Here is a 25686-nt window from a genome sequence, read left to right on the forward strand (position 1 = left end):
CCCGCGATTCGGCGCCCCGCGCCTGTCGCGCCCACTGCCGCAGCCCTTGCCGCAGCGGGCCCTAGCCCTCTTGGAATCCCCCCGTGTCCTACGCCCCCGAAACCCGGCGCCGCCGCACCTTTGCCATCATCTCCCACCCCGACGCCGGTAAAACGACGCTGACGGAAAAGCTGCTGCTGTTCTCGGGCGCAATCCAGATCGCGGGCGCCGTGAAGGGCCGCAAGGCCAGCCGCCACGCCACCTCCGACTGGATGGAGATTGAAAAGCAGCGCGGCATCTCGGTGGCCTCGTCGGTGATGCAGATGCTGTACCGCGAGCATGTGATCAACCTGCTCGACACACCCGGCCACAAGGACTTCTCGGAAGACACCTACCGCGTGCTCACCGCCGTCGATTCGGCCCTGATGGTGATCGACGCTGCCAACGGTGTGGAAGCACAGACCCGCCGCCTGATTGAGGTCTGCCGCCAGCGCGATACGCCCATCATCACCTTCGTGAACAAAATGGACCGCGAAGTGCGCGACCCACTGGACATCATGGACGAGGTGGAGCGCGAACTGGGCATGCCCTGCTGCCCCATGACCTGGCCTGTAGGCCAGGGCAAAAGCTTCGGCGGCATCATCAACCTGCGCACCAAAACCATGACGGTGTTCGAGTCCGGCAGCGAGCGCCGCCCGCAGGACTTTGAATCCATTCCCCTGACCGACGAAGCCACGCTGCGCGCTCGCTTTGGCGCCGAGTTCGACGCCGCGCTGGAGAGCATGGAGCTGGCCGTGGGCGCATCCCCCGCATGGGACCATGAAGCCTTCCTGGCCGGCAAGCTCACCCCCGTGTTCTTCGGCTCTGGGGTGAACAACTTCGGGGTGATGGAGGTGCTCGATGCGCTGGTGGACATGGCCCCGCCCCCCGGCCCCCGCATCAGCACGCTCGAAGTCAACAAACAGCCCGTGGTCAAAACCATCCAGCCCGAAGACGAGGGCTTCTCCGGCGTCGTGTTCAAAGTGCAAGCCAACATGGATGCCAACCACCGGGACCGCATCGCCTTTGTGCGCGTGGCGAGCGGCAAGTACACGCCGGGCATGAAGCTCAAGGTGCAGCGCACCGCCAAGGAACTGCGCCCCACCTCGGTCGTAACGTTCATGTCCCAGCGCCGCGAGGCGGTGGAAGAAGCCTACGCAGGCGACATCATCGGCTTCACGACGCACGGCGGCGTGCAGCTGGGCGACACCATCACCGACGGCGCCAACCTGCAGTTCACCGGCCTGCCGTTCTTCGCGCCCGAGATGTTCATGACCGTGGTACTCAAGAACCCGCTGCGCACCAAGCAGCTGCAACAAGGCCTGGCCCAGCTGGGCGAAGAAGGCGCCATCCAGGTCTTCAAGCCCGACGCAGGCGGCAACATGCTGCTAGGCGCCGTGGGCCAACTGCAGTTTGAAGTGGTGCAACACCGCCTCAAGGCCGAGTACGACGCCGACGTGCGCCTGGAAGGTTGCCAGTACACCGGCGCGCGCTGGATCACTGCCGACAACGCGGCCGACCTGCGCGCATTCACGGATGCCTACCCGCTGCGGCTGGCGCACGACGCGGCGGATACGCTCGCGTACCTATGCACCTCGCCCTATGACGTGCGGCTGGCGCAGGAAAGGTTCCCGAAGATTCATTTCCATCCGCTGCGAGAGCATGCGGGGTTGGCGCTGCAAGTGGGTGGTTGAACCATGCCAAGCCCAACGCAAACCACGACAAACCTATCAGCAGCAGCTACCCACCCTGGAAACAACTTTGATGCGATCCGTATCGCAGCGGCCCTGGCCGTACTAGTCAGCCATCACTACGCACTCACGGCACAGGCTGAGCCCTCGTTTCTAGGACTCCACAGCTGGGGAGGGACTGCAGTCATCGTTTTTTTCGTCATCAGCGGCTACTTGGTAACGTCAAGCTGGTACAACGACCCCAGCGCTTTGCGGTTTGCCCAACGGCGCATCCTTCGCATATGGCCTGCACTCACCGTGGTGGTGGTGGTGACCGCCTATGGCCTGGGCGCATGGGTTACCAGCCTGCCGCTGATGGAGTACTGGAAGCACCGGGCCACGCTGGACTACCTGCTGAACCTCAAGCTGGATGTGCACTACGTACTACCAGGCGTCTTCGAAAGCAACCCATACCCCAGGGGCGTCAACGGCTCCCTATGGACCATTCCACTGGAAGTGCGTTGCTATGTGGTGATGGCACTTGCGGGGCTGCTGGGTTTGATGCGGTTCAGGAGCGTCTGGATGATCCTGATCGCAGCTTACCTAGTCTGGTTCATGGCCAAAGGCAATGCGGACGTCACGGGCAAGATGAACTATGGGCGCGAACTCAGCGCCTACTTCCTTGCGGGCTCTGCGCTTTACCTCCTGCAGTCTCAATGGGAGCGTCGCCCAGCGGCTTGGCTCTTTATCGCCTGCACAGGCGCTGCAGCGCTTTGGGTCAGTGGCTGGCACCACACAGCTTTGCTCCTGCTGTTGCCCCTGTTGGTGCTCTATATCGGCACCCGCTCGACCGCAGTGGTCAGGCGCTTTGGTCGCTGGGGCGATCCGTCCTACGGAATCTACTTGATTGCCTACCCCGCACAGCAGACCGTAATCCATTTTCTCTGGCCAGAACTGGGGTTCTTTGGCACCCTGACACTGGCATCGGCAATCACCATCGCACTGGCCTATGTGTCGTGGCACGGAATTGAAAAAGTCGCACTGAAACTGAAGCCCCGCAGACAATGATGGCAGCACTTCCGATGGCATCTCGCAAGCGATTTGGCCTTCTATTGGCCCTGCTCTGCTTTCTGTATGCTCTTTGGATGGTGGCCAGCTGGCCCGGCGTTCTAGGCCAAGACAGCTTGGCTGTCATCAAAGAAGTTGACTCTAACCGGGAGTTCCAAGCCGGTAAACCAGCGTTTTGGTACCTGTGGGTGCTGAGTTTGTATGGGCCCTGGCGGCTGGTAGAAATACCCATCATCTGCCAATTGCTGGTCTGCGCGCTGGTGTGCGCACGCATGCTCAACTGGATGCTGGACCAGGGCATGCGCAAAAGCTTTTGGTACAGCCTGCTGGGGGTGGCCTTGGCACCAAGCGTGGTTTACTACGCCAGTAGTCTGTACTCTGATGGTATCTACGCTATTGCAACAGCAGGGATGCTGTTTGAGGTGTGGCGCAGCTACCGCGAACGCAGACTAGACGGCACCGCCTGCTGGATGCTACTGCTCACCGTTCCCTTTGCACTATTTTCCCGCCCCAATGGACTCCTCAACGCGATAGCGCTGGTTGTCCTTGCCTTGGCATTGCCCAACGCAGGCCGCTGGAGGCTTGGGATATTGGTGCTGCCCTGGTGCCTCATCGCCCTGGTTGCCCACTCACAATTCAAGTACCGAACACCCATTGGCTCCGTTTTTCCGCTGGCCGTGTACGAAACCGTTGGCTTTCTGGAGCATCGCCCCATGGGCCTGTGGGAACGTAACGAGCCAAGGGTCAGCAAAGAAACCGTGCAGGCATTGACGGCTGGGGGCAAAGACCTCGGTCACATCCAGCGCTTCTACGACCACTACTACTGGGATCCGCTGGTCTTCTTCCCTGAAGGGCCAGATATGTTGGCACTGCCCGAAGAAGCCAAAACAATCATCATTCGCGAGTTTTTTACCTACAACTTGTGGCACAACTTCCCGGCCTTTGCGGCAAGCCGCGTGAATATTTTTCTCTACGCTGCTTTCGCCAACGGAGGGATAGCTGGCCCTAACAACGCCGAAAACATCTTGCCACACACCCAGGCCAGCTCCAAAATTCTCTTTCGCAATGGCAAGACCCACCACACCCTGGTGGGCTGGTTCGATTTCACAATCAAGCATCGCACGATCTTTTGGACCCCATGGGTTGGGCTGTGGCTGATCGTGCTGGGCCTTGTGACGACATGGCGCAGGCGCGATCACGCCGGCCTGGTGGTATGCCTCGTGTTTGGGCTGCAATTGGCCGCTGTCTTCAGTTTTTCTATCGCAGGGGAATATCGGTACCTGCTGGCATTTTTCACCGCGCCATTGGTTTTGCTTCCCGTCATACATACCAAGCCCCAACCAGCACATGCCTAAGCTTCTCATCCTGTACACACTAGCTTGCGTGCTGGCCATCAGCGTTGGTCAACTGATGTTCAAGAAAGCCGCTGCGGCAATGCTTGTCCCCCTGACGTTGTCCAACCTTTTGCAAAACGGCTGGCTCCTTGCGTCGCTGCTTTTGTATGGTTTCACCACGCTGGCCTGGGTCTGGGTTCTACGCAATGCACCGCTGCACCTCGCCTACCCCTTCATGGGGCTGGCATTTTTGATCGTTCCAACCTTGGCATGGATGTTCCTTGGTGAGCCACTGCACTGGCGCACGCTAGCAGGAGGCGCACTCATTTTGGCTGGCGTCGCTCTGGCATCATCGAGCTAAGGACTGTTTATGCGTATCGCCGTCGCGATCCCCTGCTACAAAGTCACCCAACACGTACTCGGAGTGATTGCCGCCATCGGCCCAGAAGTTCACACCATCTACGCCGTCGATGACGCCTGCCCAGAGGGCAGTGGCCGCTTCATCGGCGCACACAACCAAGACTCCCGTGTCAAAGTTCTGTTCAACCCAGAGAACCGGGGCGTGGGTGGGGCCATCGTCACCGCTTACAAAGCAGCCATTGCCGACGGCATGGACATCGTGGTGAAGATTGATGGCGACGGGCAAATGAACCCGACCCTGCTGCCCCAGTTTGTCCGCCCGCTGCTGCGCGGAGAAGCCGACTACACCAAGGGGAATCGCTTCTTCCGCCCAGAATCCGTGCAGGGCATGCCGCCTGTTCGGTTGTTCGGCAATGCAGTGTTGTCCTTTATGACCAAGCTCAGCTGCGGGTACTGGAACATCATGGACCCCACCAATGGATACACCGCCGCTCGCACCTGCGTGCTGGCTGAGTTGCCTTTAGAACGGCTGGAGAAGCGCTACTTCTTCGAGACCGACATGTTATTTCGCCTCAACACATTGCGTGCTGTGGTTAAAGATATTCCCATGGACTCTGTCTATGCAGATGAGGAGTCAAACCTCCAGATCGGCATAGTATTGCCAGAGTTTTTGAGGAAGCACGCGGCACGCCTGTGGCGTCGATATGTTTACAACTACTTGGTACGCGATTTCAATGTGGGCAGTCTCTACAGCCTCTTTGGCACGCTACTTGTACTTTCGGGATCAGTTTTTGGCAGTGTGCATTGGCTTAACAGCACAAACTCCAATCATCCTGCCACCAGTGGCACCGTCATGCTGGCGGCTCTGCCCATCATGATTGGTATTCAGTGCCTGATTGCATTCCTCCACTACGACGTAAGCAACATCCCCACAGAGCCCCTGAGCCGTTCGATATCCAAACCACCTGCCGATGAGTCCTGAGGTGTGAGTGTGGCATCCACCATCCTGGCATCAAGCCCCCCCCTGCGCCAAGGCCCCGCGCCATTCTTTATGTTATGGGCACTGCTGACCGGTGCTTATGCTGTTTGGCTGATGGCATTCTGGCCTGGCGTGCTGGGCGAAGACAGCGTAGCCATATTGCAGGAAGTACAAAACCCAGATGCCTTTCGATCCGGCAAAACGGTTGTCTGGTACTACTTTGTCAAATGGCTATACGGGTGGACAGGGCGTGTCGAAGTTCCGGTGGGCTCCGCACTGGTACTCTGCGCTGGAATGCTGGCCCGCATCCTAGCTTGGTGCTGGACGCAGCGTTTACATAAGACGCTTCTGTTTGGGCTGCTGGCCATCGCGCTAGCTCCCCACATGGTGTACTTCATGGGCACGCTATACCCCGATGGGCTATTCGCTGTCGCTTCTGCGGCCTTGCTGTTCGAGGTCTGGCTGTGCGTACAACGCAGGGCGGCATCCAGCGCTAGCTTACTCATGGTGGCTGTGGCACTACCTTTCGCTGCGTTCCTGCGACCCAATGGTCTAGTCTTCCTGGCCCCTGTGGTGATCGCCTGTTGGTGGCTTGATGCACGCAGCCGCCTGTGGACACTTATCATCGTTTCAGTGTGGTCTGCTGCCGTTTTCGCTGGCAGCCAAGTGCATAAGTCAACCACACAGGAAACCCAGTTCCCCCTCGCAGCCTTTGAAACGGCGGGCTTCCTTCAAAAGCGGGCGATGAACGAACTATGGGCGTTGTACCCTCACATGAATGACCCGTGGGTACTGCAAAAGCCCAAGGTTTCCCCCGCAAGTGTGGAAGCCTTGAGCCGCAAACACCCCATTGAGAAGATTCAACAGTACAGAGACCCAGCGTATTGGGATATGCTGGTCTTCCACCCAGACGGCCCGCAGCTGGGAGCTTTGTCGGACATGGACAAACAAACCGTAGTCCGCGAGTTCTGGACCTACAACCTGTGGCAGAACCTGCCCGACTTCATCGCCAGTCGGGTCAATGTGTTCGTATCTGCCGCCCTGGCACAGGGCGGGTTTCCTGCGTCGTCGTACGCAACCAATGTGCTGCCCCGGGTGTCATCACAGTCCTCATACCGACTGTGGCATTTGGATCAACTGGAGCACTTCCTAAAAAAAGTGCACGCGAAAAGTTACGCTTGGCGGTGGTTGCTTTGGACACCTTGGTTGGGCTTCATGCTCTTAGCCTGGGCCAGCATCCGAGGGATGCGTCGCGCCGACGCAGGCTTATTACTGATCAGTATTCCTATGATCATCCAATGGGGCGGGGTTTTTGTGTTTTCGATCGCAGGGGAGTATCGCTACCTGCTGCCTTTTTTCACATTGCCATTAGTCATGCTGCCAGCCATCGCGAAGGGATATCCCCCCACACACCTGGACACGCGCACTCAGGCCAACGTACCTCGGGCTGCGCAGGGAGCACTGCTAGTGACTGCGCCGTAGACGTGCAGAACTGAAGCCGCAGAACCAGCAATATGGTTCACAGATCTCCGCCAAGCGCCGATCAATACGCCAAAAGAATGACAACCTTGCTTCGCTCTATCCGTCCATTTAACACTTGGGTCTCACCGCAGAGACTACATGGCATATTCACCGACATCGACGATACCCTCACCACCGAAGGCGCTATCACGCCCGACGCACTGCAGGCGCTGGCCGACCTGAAAGCGGCAGGTCTCACGGTCATCCCCATCACTGGGCGGCCGATTGGCTGGTGTGAACCCTTCATGACCGGGTCTGCAGGTATGGGCTGGCCCGTGGATGCAATGGTGGCGGAAAACGGGGCCGTGGCATTTGCCCGGGATACCGACCCGCAAAAGCCGCTGGCCAAGCTGTACCAGCAGGACTACGCCACGCGCAGTGCAAACAGGGCGCGCATGCGAGAGATCGCCGCCACCGTGGCAACCAAGTTGCCCAGTGTGGCCCTGAGCCGCGACAGCGCCGGGCGCGAGACCGATCTGGCGTTTGACTACGCCGAGTTCGACCGGCACTCGCCCGAGACCGTGCAGCAGGTGCTGACCCTGCTGCAGCAGGCGGGCATGCTGACCACGGTGAGCAGCATCCACATCCACGGCTGCTTTGGCGACTTCAACAAATGGCAGGGCGCAAACTGGATCGTGCGCGAGCTGCTGAACCGCGATCTGGCACAGGAGTTGGACCGCTGGGTGTTTGTGGGCGACTCGGGCAATGACCAGGCGATGTTCCAGCACTTCACACACAGCGTGGGCGTGGCCAATATCGCGCGTTTCGTTCCGCAGCTCACGCACCTGCCGCGTTTTGTGACGCAGGGCGAACGGGGTGCGGGGTTTGCCGAGGTTGCGCGGGCGATCCTGGCGGGCCGATAAGACAGCGGAAAGACTATCAGCGCCCGGATTCACCGAAGAAACTGGAGAATAACAGGGCTTTCCGCGCGCTGGACGTTCCCACACAGCTACATATTTGATAGCGATTGATTTCAACGCACTGCGCTGCCGAAGCAGCGCCTTGAGAACGATTTCCGTATCTGGCGTAAAAAGCTCGCAAGGGCTGCAGTACCCCGACCAGCGTGCGGGCATCCAAGCCCATAGTGCCCAGAGCAAGCCGGAGCGACTGGTGTGGGCCTTCCCGGTCATAGCCGGGCAGTGCGTGGCAGGAGCCTTCGCACAGCCCCTGCAGTAGCCCCGGGGCGGCAGCGCCATATGCCGTTTTGTGATTCAGGTCCAGGAACGCAGTGGCCGAGACGATGCAGCGAGTCAGGCCTGCCGCAGAATGTACGACCCACGCCCCGACTGAGCCCCAGCCACGGAGCCTGTGGGATGTGCTTGTCTTAGGCGGCCATAGGATCGATCCCGCCAAGACGAGGCTTGGCAAATGAGCTGCGCGGGGGGTGGAGCAGGCGGGTTGCACGCCCCGGCTGAAGAAGTGCGAGAGAGGCTCACGCCGCGGCACTCAGCTACCACAGCGGCTAGAAGACTCTCATTCGGCAAGTTTTTCGGACGGTTTGCGGGCTCGGCTGCGCGGGCGCGCAGCGGGCGCCTTGGCGGGCTCCGTGCCCTCCGCATCGGTGGCTGACTGCTGCTGAATAGTCGCTGCCAGAGACGGGGCCCCCTCAGCATCGCCCGCTTCCGTAGCGGCACGCACTCCACGCACACGGGGCGCAACGGTCTTGCGACTGGTGCTCCGTGGGGTGGCGCCAGACTTGGCATCATCCCCACTGCGAGCACGGCTGCGGCGAGGAGCTGCGGCATCAGCGCCGTCGTGCTGGGCGGAATGACCTTGCACCGAAGCACCCGCGCCATCCTCTGCGTCTAGGCGTGCATCCTGCACAGGAGCGGTGTCGGCCACTGGCTCCTGCAACGCGGCCCCGACGGCCACGGACTGGTTGAAATAGCGGCTGGCCGGGCGCTCTGGGGGCGCATCGGCCTGCTCGAAATCCTGCGGCTCGTGGTGCAGATCACTGCGCAGCTCGTTGCGTGGCGTTGGGCGAACATCTGAGCGATCAGCCACCTCACTGCGACGGCCCCTGCCCCTGGCTGACGCGCCCTGCCCTTCGCCACCGTCAGAACGCAAGTCAGTCGCTGTAGCTACCGCATGAAAGTCATGCCGCGTAGCCCCGCCCTGGCTGGGGCGCTCCCCCACGCTCTCAGACCGTGCGGGCATCGCTGCTGCGCTGGGCACGCCATGGCTGCGGTACACATACGCCCCCGACTTTTCATCGCGCCCAAACTCCAGCAGACCACGCGCCTGCGCTTCTTCCAGCAAATTGCCAAAGGTGCGGAAGCCATACCTGCCCTCGCTGAAATCGGGCTTGCGGCGCTTGATGGCCTCCTTGAGCACCGAGGCCCAGATCTTGCCGCTGTCGCCGCGCTCGAGCAGCAGGGCCTCAAACGTTTCCGCGGCCAGTTCCACGCCCTGGGTGCGGCGCGCATCCTGGCTTTCCTTGCGGCTGCGCTCCTCCTCGGGGCTGCGACGGGGCGCAGGTGGCGGATTGCTGCCAGGGCTCTGACGTCGGGCCTGGGCGCGCTGGTTTTCGCGGACCAGGTCGTCGTAAAAGATGAACTCGTCGCAGTTGGCGATCAGCAGATCGGACGTGGACTGCTTGACGCCCACACCGATCACCTGCTTGTTGTTCTCGCGCAGCTTGGACACCAGCGGCGAAAAGTCCGAATCGCCACTGATGATGACGAAAGTGTTGACGTGCGACTTGGTGTAGCAAAGGTCTAGCGCATCCACCACCAGGCGGATGTCGGCCGAATTTTTGCCGGACTGGCGCACATGGGGGATTTCGATCAGTTCGAAATTCGCCTCGTGCATGGTGGCCTTGAAGCCCTTGTACCGCTCCCAGTCGCAATAGGCCTTCTTGACGACGATGGAGCCCTTGAGCAGCAGGCGCTCCAGGATGGGCTTGATGTCAAACTTTTCGTACTGCGCATCGCGCACGCCCAGCGCAACGTTTTCAAAGTCGCAGAACAGGGCCATGCTGATGCTGTCGGAGGGGGATGCCATATCGTGTGTGAGTTCCGTTCAATGCTGCGGATCATCACACGGAACGGGCAATACCCCTCCCCAGGGTCAGCTTCACACCGGTTTTGCAAGCCCCAGCTTTTCCACCAGTGCCTTCTCTCGTGCAAAGGTGTCTGCTGCAAACTTCTTGTAAGCCGATGTGCTCATGTACATGGGCACCATGTCGTAGCGCGCCAGGGCGGTTTTGTAGCTGTCTTGCTCCATGGCCTGCTTGAAGGCATCGTGCAGGCGCTTGACCACAGCATCGGGTGTGCCCTTGGGCGCACCAATGCCAAACGGCGAGTTCTGCACCAGGTCGAGCCCCAGCTCCTTGAGCGTAGGCGCGTCCGGAAACTTGGCCAGGCGCTCCGCCCCCCAGGTGTTGAGCACGCGCAGCTTGCCAGCCTCGACCTGCGGCGCAAAGCCGGTGGAGTCGGCCGCCGCCATGATCTGCCCGCCCAGGATGGACTGCATGAGGTCGGCGCTGCCCTTGTAGGGCACGTGCAGGAGTTCGAGTCCCAGCTTCTGCGCAATCAGCTCCATCGTGAGGTGCGGGCTGGTCATGGTGCCGGTGGAGCCGTAGCTGAGCTTGCCAGGGTTGGCCTTGGCCCAGGCCACGAAGTGCGTCCAGGTCTTGAGCGGCGAGTCGGCAGGCACTACCAGACCAAACGCATAGCCGGTGACATTGAGCACGTAGCTGATGTCCTTGACCGGGTCCCAGTTGATCTTGGTGGTGTAGGGCAGACGGAACACACCCAACGGGATCTGCGCCACTGTGTAGCCATCGGCGGGAACCGTCTGCAGCGCCTGGGCAGGCAAGGTGCCACCCGCGCCGGGCTTGTTCTCCACGATCACGGGCTGGCCCAGGATCTTGCTGGTGTTGTCGGCCAGCGCGCGCATGGTGATGTCGGTGGGGCCACCGGCCGGAAAGGCGATGACCAGCTTGATGGGCTTGTTGGGAAAGCTCTGGGCCTGTGCCAGGAATGCGGGGGCAGCCAGGCTGGCGGCTCCCCATTGGATGATCTGGCGACGTTGCATGGCGGGGCTCCTGAAAAAGCAAAAACAAAGACTTCTCCATTGGACTGCAGGCCACGCTGCGAGGGCATGCGGAAACCCCCTAGCCGCTGTCGCCCATGTGCCAGGAGAGCCGCCAGCAGAGCCGCATCAAGCCTTGTAGGTGGACAACAAGATGCTGGTTTCAGTGTTCGCAATGCCCGGCGTGAGGCGGATGCGACCCAGCGCCGCGTCAAACCCTTCCAGGCTCTCGGCGCGCACCTCGGCCACGATGTCCCAGCGGCCATTGGTGGTGTGCAGCGTGCCCACCGTGGGCTCACCGCGCAGCGCGTGGATCACAGCGGGGGCGGCATTGCCCTCCACGGCAATGCTCATCCAGGCGCGGATGCGCTGCGGCTCGGAGTCGGGCCGCAGGCGCACGGTGTAGCCGGTGATGACGCCACTCTCTTCCATCTTATGCAGGCGGTTCTGCACGGTGCCGCGCGATACGCGCAGCTTTTGCGCCAGCGTGGCCACCGGGGTGCGGGCGTCGGCGCGCAAGATGCTGATGATTTCGCGATCGGTGTCGTCGAGCTTGGTCATGGTGGGCGGGGAAACTGGCAGAACGGCAATTTTCTGCGCATTTTGGTGACTCCGGTGCTCTGCCGAACCCGCTGAGCAAACCACGCCCGTGCGCTCCGCCACGCGCTGCGCGCAAGGGGCTGGCTACCGGCCTGTCTATGCGCTTCGCGGATAAGATCCGAACAAAAACAGCCGCCATCGCCTGTCAATAAAGCGCCAAAAGCTATCAAAACAGGAGCAAATAGACTCATTGACCAGGCGGAACCGCCTGCACGTCCAGCCGCGCATCGCAGCCAATGCCCGCTGCAATCCAGCGCCTCGCCAGCGCCGACATGGCGCGTACCGCCCAGGGGTGGGCGAGCCCCGTCACCTCGGCCGGGTCGGCCACCATGCCGCACCAGTAGCGCTGGTCCGTCTCGCTCCAGCGCAGGGCCACGCAGGCGCCCCGGCGGCGGCGCGACACCAGCACGCCCAACGGGCAGGGCTCCGCCAGGCAGCACAGGCCGCAGCCGTTGCAGGGCGCGCCCTCGGCGGGCTTGGCGGGGGCCTCGGGGTGTAGCCAGACCACCGAGGCGTGCGCGGAAAGAGGGTCAGGCATGGTGGATGGGTGCTCAAGCGCGCTGAGCGCACAAAGGCAGCGCGCAGCAACATCCATTGTGCCGTCACACGGGCCTCAGCGCCGCAGGTGGCGTGGAGGCTCTATGCCCGCCGCAGGCAGCACACACAAGACTCCCTCAGCAGCCCGACGGCCTGTTGGGCCGCATCGGCACGATGCCGCTCACGCGCAGCGTGGCCCCCGAGCCGTCGCTGGCTGTCAACGTCTTGCCGGTGATCCGCACCTGGTCGCTTTCGCGCACCACGGCAGTGTCGGAGGGTTCGCCACTGCCGTATTCCTTGCCGTCAAAGGTCAGGAACACCTGGTGCAGGCTGGTGGTGTCGGGGCGGTAACGGAGATCGCCGAAGGCCGTGGCGGACGAGCCCATCTTGTTGGCGCCGTCAAAGCGGAAGGTGCACAACTCCGGCACCGAGCCCACGGGGTTCTTCTTGTCTACCTCGGTGAGGTTGAGCGCTCCGTTGCCATACACGCCATTGAGGCCGTCCACCGTGGCGCTGCTCACGGTCAGCACACCGGGCTCGTTGCTGGGTGTCGGGTCGTCGTCATTGCCACCGCCGCAGGCAACCAGCAGCACCGAGGTGGCCGCCAGCGCAGTACAGGTCTTGAGGAAATTGAAAGCGTTCATGGTGATGGGCGTCCTTGTATGTGGATGAAAGGTAGGGAGCCAATCCCCTGCAATCCATCGTAGGAAGCCCTCCCCATGCAGCGCGTGCGCCATGTTCCGCGCACTGCGTAGGACAGGTGGCCGACAGGGCTGTGCACCATCCCCCAGGCTCGCACCAGCCACCGGCCCTCAGCCCCTCACAACCCCCACATGCCTCAGCGCGCCAGCACCGGCGCCAGGGCTTTGCCCGTGTGCGTGCCCGCCGCCACCACGTCTTCAGGCGTAGCCGCCGCCACGATCCGCCCCCCTGCACCACCACCTTCGGGCCCCAGGTCCAGAATCCAGTCGGCCTCGGCGATCACATCCAGGTCGTGTTCGATCACGATCACGCTATGCCCGCCATCGACCAAGCGGTGCAGCACGCGGATGAGCTTGTCCACGTCGGCCATGTGCAGCCCCACGGTGGGCTCGTCCAGCACATACAGCGTGTGCGGTGCTTTCTGGCCCCGGCGGCCGACCTCGTCGCGCACCTTGGTCAGCTCGGTCACCAGCTTGATGCGTTGCGCCTCGCCACCGCTCAGCGTCGGCGAGGGCTGGCCCAGCGTGAGGTAGCCCAGGCCCACGTCCTGCAAGAGCTGCAGCGGGTGCGCAATGCTGGGCATGGTGGCGAAGAAGCCCACGGCCTCGTCCACCTCCATCTGCAGCACGTCGCCAATGCTCTTGCCGCGCCAGGTCACGGCCAGCGTTTCGGGGTTGAAGCGGGCGCCGTGGCAGGTTTCGCAGGGCACCTTCACATCGGGCAAGAAGCTCATCTCGATGGTGCGCACGCCCGCGCCTTCGCAGCTGGGGCAGCGGCCTTCGCCGGTGTTGAAGGAAAAGCGCCCGGCCGCATAACCGCGCGCCTTGGCCTCCAGCGTTTCTGCAAACAGCTTGCGGATGGTGTCCCAGAAGCCGATGTAGGTGGCGGGGCAACTGCGCGGCGTTTTGCCAATCGGCGTCTGGTCCACTTCCAGAACGCGGTCAATGCTCTCGAAGCCCGACAGGCCCGTGCAACCGACCAAGGGCGGCGCCTTGCCTGCATCCATCGCATCGCGCCCGGCCTTGGTACTGCGCTGCTGCACCCAGGCCTGCACGTTGGCGAGCAGCACATCGCGCGCCAGCGTGGACTTGCCTGAGCCGCTCACGCCCGTCACCGCCACCAGACGGTGCAACGGCACGGTGGCGGTCACGTTCTGCAGGTTGTGCAACTGCGCGCCATGCACGGTGAGCCAGCGCATCGCAGCGCGCTCCTTGGCCTCGGTCAGCGCATCCGCCGCCAGCGATGCAGCCTGAGCTGCGCGCTTCTTCACGGCTGCGCTTTGGCGGCCCGTGGGTGCTGCCGCCTCGACCTGCGCAAAGGCCGCCGTGGCCTCGGCGCTGACCTCGCCGGGCGCCATGCTGCGGCGCAGCTGCAGCGGGTGCTTCATCGCGTGCAACAGGTAGCGGCCGGTTTGCGAATCTTCGGCGCCCGTGATGTCGGCCACGCTGCCCTGCGCCACCAGGCGCCCGCCGCGTTTGCCAGCGCTCGGGCCAATGTCGATGATGTGGTCGGCACGGCGGATGGTGTCCTCGTCGTGCTCCACCACCACCAGCGTGTTGCCCTTGTCGCCCAGCTTGTGCAGGGCGTTGAGCAGGATCTGGTTGTCGCGTGCGTGCAGGCCGATGGTGGGCTCGTCGAGCACGTAGCACACGCCTTGCAGGTTGCTGCCCAGCTGCGCGGCCAGGCGAATGCGCTGGGCCTCGCCGCCGCTGAGCGTGGGCGCGCCACGGTCGAGCGTGAGGTAGCCCAGGCCCACTTCTTCCAGAAATTCGAGGCGGCTCTGGATCTCGGGCACCAGGTCGCGGGCGATGTCGGCCTCACGGGCTGTCATGCCACCCTCCACGCGCAGGGTCTCCACCCAGCGGCGCACGTCCGTGACGGACAGCGCGGCAATGTCGGTGATGCCCACGCCCGCAAACTTCACAGCGCGGGCCGTGACGTTCAGCCGCGTGCCGCTGCAGGTGGGGCAGGCCGTGTCGGCCAAGTCTTCCACCTCGGGCTCGGCAAAGGTCTGCTCGCGGCCTTTTTCCTTGTCGCCCTGCACCGAGTCGTCAAACACCTTGCGCTGGTCTTTGGTGAGCTTGACACCCGTGCCCACGCAGTCGGGGCACCAGCCGTGTTTGCTGTTGTAGCTGAACAGGCGCGGATCCAGCTCGGCATAACTCGTCGCGCACACGGGGCAGGCGCGCTTGGTGGAGAACGCCTGCAGCGTGCCAATGCCCGCCGTGGGCTGGCCGCCCTCCATGGCTTCACGCAGGCCTGTGATGCCAGAGAGAACATGCACCACGCCCTTGCCGTGCGTAAGCGCATCGGCCAGCGCTGTGCGCAGTTGCGCTTCGTTCTCGGGCGACACATCGAGGCTTGCCACGGGCAGCTCGATGGTGTGTTCCTTGAAGCGGTCGATGCGCGGGAAGTTGGTGGTGGGCAAGAAGTTACCGTCCACCCGCAGGTGCGTGTAGCCGCGCGGACGGGCCCAGTCGGCCAGCTCGGTGTACACGCCCTTGCGGTTCATCACCAGCGGCGCGAGCAGGCCGATGTGCTGCCCCCGGAACTGCGTGAGCAATTGGGCGGCAATACTCTCGGGCGTTTGCGGCTGAACGGCGGCGCCGTCGTGGATGCAGTGCTGCGTGCCCAGCTTGACGTACAGCAGGCGCAGAAAGTGCCACACCTCGGTGGTGGTGCCCACGGTGGACTTACGCCCGCCGCGCGACAGGCGCTGCTCGATGGCGACGGTGGGCGGAATGCCGTACACCGCATCCACCTCAGGCCTACCAGCGGGCTGCACGATGGAACGCGCATAGGCATTGAGCGATTCGAGGTAACGCCGTTGGCCCTCGTTGAACAGGATGTCGAACGCCAGCGTGGACTTGCCCGAGCCACTCACGCCTGTGACCACATTGAACTTGCCACGCGGGATGTCCACGCTCAGGTTCTTGAGGTTGTGCTCCTTCGCATTGACGATTTCAATGGCATTTTTGGCCTCCTGCGCGCGCCCCTCCTGCCCAAGCAGCTCCTTTTTTCGTAGCACAGCAGCCTTTTCGTGCACCGAATGGCCGCCCACGCCCAGCGCCAGCTCGTAGTCGCGCAGCGCCTGCCCGGTGTGCGAGGTGGCGTGGGCGCGCACGTCTTCGGGCGTGCCCTCGGCAACGATCAGTCCACCCGCGTAGCCGCCTTCAGGGCCCAGGTCGATGAGCCAGTCGCTGGCGCGAATCACATCGAGGTTGTGCTCGATGACGATGAGCGAGTGCCCCACATCAATGAGCTTGCGCAGCGCACGCATGAGCTTCGCGATGTCGTCAAAGTGCAGGCCGGTGGTGGGCTCGTCGAACAGGAACAGCGTGCCTTTGCGCGCCACAGCCTGGCGGGATTTGGCGGCGGTTTTGGCAGCTTCTGCCAGGAAGCCTGCGAGCTTGAGGCGCTGCGCTTCACCACCACTCAGCGTCGGCACGGGCTGGCCCAGCGCCACGTATTCGAGCCCCACATCCACGATGGGCTGCAGCGCGCGGATCACGTCGCGGTCATTGGCAAACACTGCGGCGGCCTCGGCCACGGTCAGGGCCAGAACATCCGCCACATTCAGTGTCCGCCCGCCGCGCTCGATGGTGATTTCCAAAATCTCAGGGCGGTAGCGCTTGCCGTCGCAGTCCGGGCAGCGCAGGTACACGTCCGACAGGAACTGCATCTCCACATGCTCGAAGCCCGAGCCTCCGCAGGTCGGGCAGCGCCCATCGCCGCTGTTGAAGCTGAATTTGGCGGCGGTGTAGCTGCGCTGTTTGGACAGCGGCGCCACGGCAAAGAGTTCGCGGATGCTGTCCCAAGCGCCCACGTAGCTCACGGGGTTGGAGCGGGCCGTCTTGCCGATGGGGGATTGATCGACAAACACCACGTCCGACAGGTGGTCGGCGCCCAACAGGCGGTCGTGTGCGCCGGGCGTGTCGGTGGCCTTGCCGAAGTGGCGCAGCAGCGCGGGGGCTAGCACGTCCTGGATCAAGCTGGACTTGCCCGAGCCGCTGACGCCAGTGACCGTGACCAGGCGCTGCAGCGGGAACTCGACCGACACGTTCTGCAGGTTGTGCTCGCGTGCACCTTCGAGGATGAGGCGGGGGGTTGATTCCGTCACCATGCGCTTGAAGCCAAAACCCACCTGCTTGCGCCCCCCCAGGTAAGCGCCTGTGAGCGTGTCGGCCTTGCGCAAATCTGCCGTGGTGCCGTCAAACACGATCTGACCGCCCAGTCGGCCCGGGCCGGGGCCCATGTCGATCATGCGGTCGGCCGCGAGCATCACAGCCGGGTCGTGCTCCACCACCACCAGCGTGTTGCCCGCATCGCGCAGGCGCAGCATGGCCTCGGTGATGCGGTGCATGTCGCGCGGGTGAAGGCCGATGCTGGGCTCGTCCAGCACGAACAGCGTGTTGACCAGGCTGGTGCCCAGTGCGGTGGTGAGGTTGATGCGCTGCACCTCGCCGCCGCTCAGGGTGCGGCTTTGCCGGTCGAGCGTGAGGTAGCCAATGCCCACGTCACACAGGTACTTGAGGCGCGTGGTGATTTCTTCGTGCAGCAGTTTGAGCGCTTGCGCATCGCCACCCTTCGCGTCATCCCCAACGGGCAACTGCATGCGCGCAAAGAACGCGCGCAAGCGGTCGATAGGCAGCAGCATCAGGTCGTGCAGGCACAGGCCGGGGAGCGCTTCGAGTTGCTCGCGTGACCACTGCACACCCTCTGGCATGAAGCGTTTGCCCGGCTCCAGCACCGCATCCGCATCTTCCTTGCGGCCCATGCGCCAGAGCAGGCTTTCGGTCTTGAGCCGCGCGCCCGCGCAGGTGGGGCACGGCGTGTAGCTGCGGTACTTGGACAAGAGCACGCGGATGTGCATCTTGTAGGCCTTGCTCTCCAGGTATTCGAAGAAGCGCTTGATGCCGTACCACTGCTTGCTCCACTGGCCGTCCTTGTAGCCGGGCGCGCCGTGGATGACCCATTTCTTCTGGTCGTCGGTGAGCTTGTACCAGGGCGTGTCGCGCGGGATGCCTGCTGCCTCGGCATGGCGCATGAGGTCGTCCTGCGCCTCTTGCCATGCGGGGGTCTGGATGGTCTTGATGGCACCGGCGCGCAGCGTGAGTTTGTCGTTGGGGATGACGAGGCCATAGTCCACGCCGATCACACGGCCAAAACCCCGGCAGCTATCGCAGGCGCCCACGGCGGAGTTGAACGAGAAGGCCGAGGGGATGGGGTCGCTGTAGCGCAGGTCGCTGTCTGGGCAGTGCAGGCCGGTAGAGAAGCGCCAGAGTTCCGGCGTGAGTGCTGCTGCCTCCGTTCGCATTGAGCTTGTCGAAACGCTGTCCCTGCCTTCGACAGGCTCAGGCTGAACGGCCTGTGGGATGACATAGACATTCAGGCGACCCGTGCCGCGCTTGAGCGCGACCTCGATGGCCTCAATCACCCGCGCCTTCTCCGCATTGCCCAGACGAAAGCGGTCGGCCACCACATCGAGCACCTTCACGGCCCCCACGCTCCCCACTGCGTGTGGTTCGCTGCCCCCCGCGGGGGCGCTCGCTTGCTTGGGGCGGCCCGGCGCGGCGCTCGTGCGCGGCCCCGTGGGCCTGGCCTCTTCGCGCTCGGCTTGCACCTTGGTGAAGCCGCTGGCGGACAACCATTGCTCGACTTGCTCTGCGCTGGTGTTGGCGGGCAATTCCACAGGGAATGTCAACACGATGCGCGGATCGCCCGCCGCTGCACTGCGCTGCTGCAATTCGGCGTAGATGGTTTCCGGCGTGTCGTGCCGCACGGGCTGCGCCGTCTGCTTGTCGAACAACTGGCCTGCACGCGCAAATAGCAGCTTCAGGTGGTCGTTCAACTCCGTCATCGTGCCCACGGTGGAGCGGCTGGAGCGCACGGGGTTGGTCTGGTCGATGGCAATGGCCGGGGGCACACCTTCGACCTTGTCCACGGCGGGCTTGTCCATGCGGTCGAGGAACTGGCGGGCGTAGGCGCTGAAGGTCTCCACGTAACGGCGCTGGCCCTCGGCATACAGCGTGTCAAACACCAGGCTGGATTTGCCCGAGCCGCTCGGGCCCGTGACCACCGTGAGTTCGCCGGTGCGGATGTCCAGATCCAGGTTCTTGAGGTTGTGCTGGCGTGCGCCGCGGATACGGATCAGTCCCTGGGTCATGGAAGCAGTCTTTTTCGAGGGTGAGGCGGAACATTCTAGGGACGACCGGTGCACTGCGTGTGCCCCAGGCGATTACCCCCGCAGGGCGGTGCGACGGAGTTTGACAACGCACAAAACCCACGCATCAAAGGGTTTTTCACCCGGATAAATCCCTTTGGCTCTTGCGGGGCATGCGTTTAGACTGGCCAGGGCGTGTCACCATTCAACTCCCCCACGCGCAGGCCGCGCAATGCGGATGGATGCGCGAAGCGGGGTGGCGCCTATAGAGTTGTTTGTGGGCAGGCCACGCGACAAAGCAGAATCCGCATTGCGCAGCCAGCCCGAAGGGAAAGCCACCCAGGCCAAGCATTGCGTCGTTGCCCTCCGCTTGTGTAGCCAATCTACGCAGCCCTCGGGGCGCCTAGCACTGCGTGGCCTGGCTGGCTTGCTGGCTTTAGCATGGGGGAATTCAACGGTGACGCGCCCTAGCTCACCCCGACGACAAGACACCAGCAAGAGGAGACAGCCATGAAGCAATGGCAAACACTGTGGGCCGGTCTGGCCCTGGCCCTTTCCGTGGGCGGTACCAGCCATGCCCAGATCCTGATCGGCCAGACCGCCGGGTTTTCCGGCCAGGTGGCAGCCGGGGTGAAGGAGACCACGGACGGTGCCCGGCTATACATTGACGCCATCAATGCCAAGGGTGGTGTGAACGGACAGAAGATAGAGCTCACCTCGCTCGACGACAAGTTCGACCCCAAGCTCGCCGCCGAAAACGCGCGCAAATTGATCGAGGAGCAGAACGTGGCGGCCATGTTCCTCACACGCGGCACTCCGCACACCGAGGCCATCATTCCGCTGCTCGAAAAACATGGGGTGGCACTGGTAGCACCCTCCACTGGCGCCATGGTGCTGCACCAGCCGGTACGCAAGTACATCTTCAATGTGCGGGCAACTTACCAACGTGAGGCCGAGAAGGCCATGACCCACCTGGCCTCCATGGGCATTACACGGATTGCGCTGGTATACGCCGATGACAGTTTTGGTGCCGATGGCATTGCAGGTGCCCAGAAGGGTCTGGCCTCTGCCAAGCTCACGCCGGTGGTGGTGGAAAAGTTCGATCGCGCCAAACCCGACTTCCCCCCCATTGCCGCCAAGATCGCCAAGGCCGACACCCAAGCGGTGCTGATGGTGGCTTCGGGCTCGGCGGTGGTGGATGCTGGCAATGCCCTGCGCACCGCAGGCTCTGCGGCGCAGCTCGTGACGCTCTCCAACAACGCCTCGGGCGGCTTTATCAAAAGCCTTGGTACCAATGCGCGTGGCGTGATCGTGACCCAGGTCTACCCCAACGAACGCGCCGTGACCTTCCCCATGGTCAAGGAGGCCCAGGAGCTGGCGAAGGCCAAGGGCCTGACAGAAATCAGCCCCGCCATGCTGGAAGGCTTTGCCGCCGCCAAGGTGCTTGTGGAGGGCCTCAAGCGCGCCGGCCCCAAGCCCGGTCGCGACAAGATCCACGCCGCACTGGAGAGCATCAAGAAGTTCGACCTGGGAGGACTGGAAGTGAACTACGGCCCGGATGACCACACGGGCCTGGACTTCGCGGACCTGTCCATCATCGGAACGGACGGCAAGTTCAGACGTTAAAACCCCGGGTCTGGCAGCGCCTCCATGGGCCTCTGCCAGCCCCAGTCGCCTACGCGTTTTTACAGTTGCCCCGCCGGTGGCCGTGCCTACACTCGGGCACTCCATACGCAGGAGACAACCCATGAAGATCATTGGCCGAGCCAGCACGCTCTGCACTCTATTGGCCGCCCTCGGGATCGGCTCCGCACACGCCCAGCTACTCATCGGCCAAAGCGTAGGCATCACCGGTTCGGCAGCAGCCACGGTAGCCGAGTCCATGCAAGGCGCGGCACTGTACATCGACCACATCAATGCCAAAGGCGGCGTGGGGGGTCAAAAGGTCGAAGTGATCTCTCTGGACGACAAGTTCGACCCCAAGCTCACACAACAAAACACCAAGACGCTGATCGAGGAAAAAGGCGTGGTAGGCCTGTTCATGACGCGCGGCACGCCCCACACGCAGGGCATCATGCCGCTGCTGGAGCAACACGGTGTGCCACTGGTCGGCCCATCCACCGGGGCCATGGTGCTGCACCAGCCCGTACCCAAATACGTCTTCAACGTGCGGGCCCCCTACCAACGCGAGGTGGAAAAGGCCATCACCCACCTCCACACTCTGGGCATCAAACGCATTGGCGTTGTGCATGTGGACGACACGTTTGGCGCCGATGGCCTCGCGGGTGCGCAATCCGGGTTCAAGGCCAACCAGCTGGACGCCCTTTTTATTGAAAAGTTTGACCGCGCCAAGCCCGACTACAGCGCGATAGCGCCCCGGGTGGCGCAAAAGCAGCCGCAGGCTGTGGTCTTCATTGGCACCGGTGCGGCAGTGGTAGACGGCATCAAGGCACTGCGTGCTGCTGGCGTCAACGGGCAAATCGTTACGCTGTCCAACAACGCCTCGGGCGGCTTCGTGAAACTGCTGGGTGACCACGCCCGGGGTGTGGTGGTCACGCAGGTTTTTCCGTCGGAACGCTCGCTCAACTACCCCGTCGTCAAGGAGGCAATGGAACTGGCGCGGGCCAAGAACATTTCCGACCTCACCCCGGCCATGGTGGAGGGGTTTGTGAGCGCCAAGGTCCTGGTGGAAGGCCTTAAGCGTGCAGGCCCCAAGCCTGACCGTGCCAAGCTGCACGCCGGGCTGGAAAGCATCAAGAAATGGGACCTGGGCGGGGTGGAACTGAGCTACAGCCCCACCGACCACAGTGGCCTGGTGTTTGCCGATCTTTCCATCATCGGGAGCGACGGGCGTTTCAAGCGCTGAGGGCCTGCCCGGCGCAGGCAGCAGACCCCGTCAATGGCGCTGAGCACTGGACCGCAGTCGAACAAACCAACTCGGCACAGTCGCCCGTGCCGCGCACACCCATGCCCCGGGAAGCGGGTCTTGTGGTCTGCAGCGCGCTGGGCGGGCTGTGTGTTACTTGCGCCCCAGGGGCTCAGGTATGTGACGGGTTGCGCATGCGCGGAGATTACTTGGCTTCGCTGGCGCCGGATGCAGGCGTCGCAGCGGCAGGTGCAGCCGTCGTGGCAGCGGGTGCGGGTGCGGTTGGGGCCGCAGCCGACGCACCGGAGGCTGGTGTGTGCGAGGTGTCAGTACCGTGCTTTTCGCCACCCATATCCAGGTTGCTGCCGCCCTTGATGATCACAAACATGGCCAGCGCCGCAAACACGATGAAACCGACCGCAATTTTCCACATGGCAATTCTCCGTAATTAAGGTTCACTTAAAGAAAGGCCTTCCGGTCACAGAAGGCCTTTGATTAAATGCCCCGACCGTCTGGTCGGGACGCTGCATTCAACCGGCTCAGTCGTTTGCGTAGATGTCGTTGTTCTTGGTTTCCCGTACGAAGATGAGGCCGATCACAAACGTGGCACTAGCGATCACGACGGGGTACCACAGGCCGTGATACATGTTGCCGTTCTGGGCAACCATCGCAAACGCGATCGTAGGCATCAGGCCACCGAACCAGCCGTTACCGATGTGATACGGCAGCGACATAGAGGTGTAACGAATGCGGGTCGGGAACATTTCCACCAGCATGGCAGCAATAGGGCCGTACACCATGGTCACATAGATCACCAGGATCGTGAGGATCACCACGATCATGACCTTGTCCATCTTGGCGGGGTCGGCCTTGGAGGGGTAGCCGGCAGCCTTCAGTGCCTCTGACACTTCCTTCTTGAAGGCGGCGATGCTCTTGACACTTTCCTCGTCGAACTTGCTGTTCACGACCTTGGCCGTGGGCGCGGCGATGACCTTGTCGCCGATCGTCACGGTCGAGGGGCCAGCGGCCGTGGCAGTCACGTTCTCGTAGCTCACCGAGTTCTGAGCCAGGAAGCGCTTGGCGATGTCGCAGGACTTGGTGAAGTCGATTTCGCGCGCCACGGGGTTGCCCTGGAACGAGCAGTCACCAGCAGGTGCCGTCACGACGATCTTGTTCTTGGCCTGGGCCGCTGCGAGGTCAGGGTTCGCGGCGTTTGTCAGCATGCTGAACAGCGGGAAGTAAGTCACCACGGCCAGCGCCATACCGGCCAGGATGATCGGTTTGCGGCCGATCTTGTCCGACAGCGTACCGAAGATCACGAAGAACGGTGTACCGATGAGGAGCGACAAAGCCACCAGGATGTTGGCCGTGGCGCCGTCGACACGCAGCACGCTGGTCAGGAAGAACAGCGCGTAGAACTGACCCGAATACCAGACCACAGCCTGACCCGCCACCAGGCCGAACAGGGCCAGCAGCACGATCTTCATGTTCTTCCACTGGCCGAAGGCTTCGGTCAGCGGGGCCTTGGAGGTCTTGCCCTCAGCCTTCATCTTCTGGAAGGCAGGGGATTCGTTCATCGACAAACGGATGTAGACCGAAATGCCCAGCATCACGATCGACAGGATGAACGGAACGCGCCAGCCCCAATCGGCAAAGGCAGCCTCACCAATGATGGTGCGGGTACCCAGGATAACCATCAGCGACAGGAACAGGCCCAGCGTTGCCGTGGTTTGGATCCAAGCCGTGTAGGCACCGCGACGGCCATGGGGCGAGTGTTCTGCCACGTAGGTGGCCGCACCGCCGTACTCACCACCGAGGGCCAGACCCTGCAGCATGCGCAGGACGATCAGGATGATGGGGGCTGCAACACCGATCGTGGCGTAGTTGGGCAGGATACCGACGATGAATGTCGATGCACCCATCAGAAGGATGGTCACCAGGAAGGTGTACTTGCGACCAATCATGTCCCCGAGGCGGCCAAACACCAGCGCACCGAATGGACGCACGATGAAGCCCGCAGCAAAAGCCAGCAGCGCAAAAATGAACGCGGCTTGCGGGTCCAGGCCCGAGAAGAACTGCTTGGCGATGATGGCTGCGAGCGAGCCGTACAGGTAAAAGTCGTACCACTCGAAAACGGTGCCGAGCGAAGATGCGAAGATGACCTTTCGCTCTTCGGCTGACATCGGCCGCGGTGCGGGATGAACGGTTGCCATGTGTGAGTCTCCTATTGGTTATTCAGACCGCACTGCGGCGGGCTGCACGCATTCTTGGAGATTGCACTGACCACGCTCTGACGCGAAACCAACAAGAGCTTTCATCAAACTGACCGCTCTCTGACAACTTAGGGTGAAACCCGCAGCACCTCTTTCAGCATCCGGAAACAGCTCAGGACTTCGCGGGTAAACCCGATGGGAGCTGACTGACAGCATTCCAGCCCGCTCCATCAAACCAAGCGTCGCCCTCCAGATAGGCGCGCAGCATGGGCAGGCTGTCGAGCCCCCAGAAGACCTTGCCGTCCACCCCAAACGCAGGCACGCCAAACACGCCCGCTGCCTGCGCGGCCTCAGTGTTGGCGCGCAGCAGCGCCTTGGGGCCATCGCTGCTCGCGTCCTGCCCGGGGCGGATCTGCTCGGCCAGATCGGCCGCCAGTGCGGCAAGGCGTTCGGGGTCCAGCGCATCGTGCCCGCCCTGCCACACATGGCGCAGCACAGTGCCCGCCACATAGCGGTTGATGGAGCCATCGTCGCTGCAGGCCAGCGCCTGGCGCAGCAGGGGCAACGGGTTGAACGGGTGGCGCGCGGGCATCTGCAGTGGCGTGCCCTGCGCGTGGCCCAGCCAGGTCACGTGGCGGTAGGTCCAGGCACGCTTGGGCGCAATGCCCGCCGGGCCGGGGTTGGCATGCTGCTGCAGCAGCGCGCCCAGCAGCACCGGGCGGTATTCCACGCTGTAGCTCAGGTCCACCAGGGCCTCGGGCAGGCGCTCGAACGCCAGCCATGCATAGGGCGAAACAAAGTCCAGATAGAAGGTGATGTGCTTCACGGCGACGACTCCTCTTGCTGCTTCACGGGCTGGAGTGGAATGCCCGCACGGCCCAGCAGTTGCTCCCAGATGCCCCGGCGCAAGCTGCCGTCTGCGCGCGACCAGAGGCGGATCTCGTCCAGCGTGCGAAAGCAGCCTTCGCAGTGGCTGCGGTCGGGCGACATGCGGCACACCGAGATGCAGGGCGATGGCACCGGCTCTGTATTTTTAGGGTCAAAATGGCCGTCTGCGCGCAACTGATACGCGCGATCAGCTAGCAAATCTATAGCATTCATACCACTGCTGGAGCCTGCACTACATCCACCACCGGTGCACCCGTCAGCCGCTGCAGGTCGCTGGGGTGCAGAGCAAACACGCCGTGCGGGTGCCCTGCGGCCGCCCACACCACCTCAAAACGCAGCAGGTCCTGATCGATCAGCGTGACGGGCGCGGTGGCATGGGCCACGGGCGATACACCGCCGATGGAAAAACCCGTGCGGCTTTTCACAAACTCGGCATCGGCGCGGCCAATCTTGCCGCCCACATGGGCCTCCACCTTCTTCTCATCCACGCGCCGGTCGCCCGATGTGACCACCAGCACGGCCACATCGTCGCTCTTGCGGCGGAAAATGATGCTCTTGGCGATCTGCCCCACGGCAATGCCCAACGCATCGGCCGCCTGCTGCGCAGTGCGCGCGGCGTCATCCAGCATCTGCGGGCGGTGGGGGTGGCCCAGGGATTCCAGCGCAGCAGCCACGCGCTGCACGCCCTCGGGCAGGGTTTTCAGTTCAGCTCCACACACAGTTCTTTCTCCT

Annotated in this window: 20 protein-coding genes; 9 read left to right on the top strand and 11 right to left on the bottom strand. The window is 62.9% G+C overall.

Annotation, left to right across the window (positions count from 1 at the left end):
* Positions 1 to 83: 83 nt before the first annotated feature.
* From DBR12_RS14880 to DBR12_RS14910, 7 genes are all read left to right on the top strand, one after another.
* Complete coding sequence (locus DBR12_RS14880; protein WP_108617971.1) at positions 84 to 1712, top strand: peptide chain release factor 3; 1629 nt, start codon at positions 84 to 86, stop codon at positions 1710 to 1712.
* 3 nt (positions 1713 to 1715) lie between these two features.
* Positions 1716 to 2756 (top strand): acyltransferase, encoded by a 1041-nt coding sequence (locus tag DBR12_RS14885; RefSeq protein WP_108617972.1) that lies wholly within the window; start codon positions 1716 to 1718, stop codon positions 2754 to 2756.
* A complete protein-coding gene (locus tag DBR12_RS14890) occupies positions 2756 to 4111 on the top strand; it encodes a hypothetical protein (protein ID WP_146185547.1) in 1356 nt (451 codons plus the stop codon). Before DBR12_RS14885 ends, DBR12_RS14890 begins: the two co-directional genes overlap by 1 nt.
* The gene (locus tag DBR12_RS14895) at positions 4104 to 4451 is read left to right on the top strand and encodes an EamA family transporter (protein WP_108617974.1); all 348 of its coding nucleotides are present in this window, start codon (positions 4104 to 4106) and stop codon (positions 4449 to 4451) included. Before DBR12_RS14890 ends, DBR12_RS14895 begins: the two co-directional genes overlap by 8 nt.
* A 9-nt stretch (positions 4452 to 4460) precedes the next feature.
* On the top strand, positions 4461 to 5432 hold the full coding sequence (locus DBR12_RS14900; RefSeq protein WP_108617975.1) for a glycosyltransferase: 972 nt from the start codon (positions 4461 to 4463) through the stop codon (positions 5430 to 5432).
* Between the two features lie 9 nt (positions 5433 to 5441).
* Positions 5442 to 6911: a hypothetical protein gene (locus DBR12_RS14905; protein WP_146185548.1), complete on the top strand. Its 1470-nt coding sequence runs from the start codon at positions 5442 to 5444 to the stop codon at positions 6909 to 6911.
* Positions 6912 to 7009: 98 nt separating this feature from the next.
* Positions 7010 to 7813: an HAD-IIB family hydrolase gene (locus DBR12_RS14910; RefSeq protein WP_369861574.1), complete on the top strand. Its 804-nt coding sequence runs from the start codon at positions 7010 to 7012 to the stop codon at positions 7811 to 7813.
* Positions 7814 to 8423: 610 nt separating this feature from the next.
* Here DBR12_RS14910 and DBR12_RS14915 read toward each other — a convergent pair.
* The 6 genes from DBR12_RS14915 to DBR12_RS14940 form a co-directional block, all read right to left on the bottom strand.
* On the bottom strand, positions 8424 to 9953 hold the full coding sequence (locus DBR12_RS14915; RefSeq protein WP_108617978.1) for an NYN domain-containing protein: 1530 nt from the start codon (positions 9951 to 9953) through the stop codon (positions 8424 to 8426).
* A 72-nt stretch (positions 9954 to 10025) separates the two neighbouring features.
* Positions 10026 to 10988, bottom strand: coding sequence for a tripartite tricarboxylate transporter substrate binding protein (locus DBR12_RS14920; protein ID WP_108617979.1), 963 nt, complete (start codon positions 10986 to 10988; stop codon positions 10026 to 10028).
* A gap of 126 nt (positions 10989 to 11114) precedes the next feature.
* Complete coding sequence (locus tag DBR12_RS14925; RefSeq protein WP_108617980.1) at positions 11115 to 11546, bottom strand: Lrp/AsnC family transcriptional regulator; 432 nt, start codon at positions 11544 to 11546, stop codon at positions 11115 to 11117.
* Positions 11547 to 11772: 226 nt separating this feature from the next.
* Complete coding sequence (locus DBR12_RS14930; protein WP_108617981.1) at positions 11773 to 12123, bottom strand: hypothetical protein; 351 nt, start codon at positions 12121 to 12123, stop codon at positions 11773 to 11775.
* A 136-nt stretch (positions 12124 to 12259) separates the two neighbouring features.
* Entirely contained in the window at positions 12260 to 12766 is a 507-nt protein-coding gene (locus DBR12_RS14935; protein ID WP_108617982.1) for a hypothetical protein, read from the bottom strand.
* Between the two features lie 194 nt (positions 12767 to 12960).
* A complete protein-coding gene (locus tag DBR12_RS14940; protein ID WP_108617983.1) occupies positions 12961 to 18990 on the bottom strand; it encodes an excinuclease ABC subunit UvrA in 6030 nt (2009 codons plus the stop codon).
* A gap of 507 nt (positions 18991 to 19497) precedes the next feature.
* Here DBR12_RS14940 and DBR12_RS14945 point away from each other — a divergent pair.
* Entirely contained in the window at positions 19498 to 20613 is a 1116-nt protein-coding gene (locus tag DBR12_RS14945; protein ID WP_108617984.1) for an ABC transporter substrate-binding protein, read from the top strand.
* A 121-nt stretch (positions 20614 to 20734) separates the two neighbouring features.
* Positions 20735 to 21853, top strand: a complete 1119-nt coding sequence (locus DBR12_RS14950) for an ABC transporter substrate-binding protein (protein WP_108617985.1) — start codon at positions 20735 to 20737, stop codon at positions 21851 to 21853.
* Positions 21854 to 22058: 205 nt separating this feature from the next.
* On the opposite strand, the gene DBR12_RS14955 is transcribed toward DBR12_RS14950, so the two are convergent.
* The 5 genes from DBR12_RS14955 to DBR12_RS14975 all read right to left on the bottom strand — a co-directional run bounded on the left by DBR12_RS14955 (position 22059) and on the right by DBR12_RS14975 (position 25673).
* Complete coding sequence (locus DBR12_RS14955) at positions 22059 to 22286, bottom strand: hypothetical protein (RefSeq protein ID WP_108617986.1); 228 nt, start codon at positions 22284 to 22286, stop codon at positions 22059 to 22061.
* A 106-nt stretch (positions 22287 to 22392) separates the two neighbouring features.
* Positions 22393 to 24066, bottom strand: coding sequence for an MFS transporter (locus tag DBR12_RS14960; protein WP_199226697.1), 1674 nt, complete (start codon positions 24064 to 24066; stop codon positions 22393 to 22395).
* A 172-nt stretch (positions 24067 to 24238) separates the two neighbouring features.
* Positions 24239 to 24892 (bottom strand): 2-hydroxychromene-2-carboxylate isomerase, encoded by a 654-nt coding sequence (locus tag DBR12_RS14965; RefSeq protein WP_108617988.1) that lies wholly within the window; start codon positions 24890 to 24892, stop codon positions 24239 to 24241.
* Positions 24889 to 25167, bottom strand: coding sequence for a DUF1289 domain-containing protein (locus tag DBR12_RS14970; RefSeq protein WP_108617989.1), 279 nt, complete (start codon positions 25165 to 25167; stop codon positions 24889 to 24891). The genes DBR12_RS14965 and DBR12_RS14970 overlap by 4 nt, the downstream gene beginning before the upstream one ends.
* Entirely contained in the window at positions 25164 to 25673 is a 510-nt protein-coding gene (locus tag DBR12_RS14975; RefSeq protein WP_108617990.1) for a YbaK/EbsC family protein, read from the bottom strand. The genes DBR12_RS14970 and DBR12_RS14975 overlap by 4 nt, the downstream gene beginning before the upstream one ends.
* Positions 25674 to 25686: the final 13 nt, after the last annotated feature.

The organism is Acidovorax sp. HMWF029 (assembly GCF_003060895.1).
In the GTDB taxonomy this organism is placed as follows: Bacteria; Pseudomonadota; Gammaproteobacteria; order Burkholderiales; family Burkholderiaceae_C; genus Acidovorax.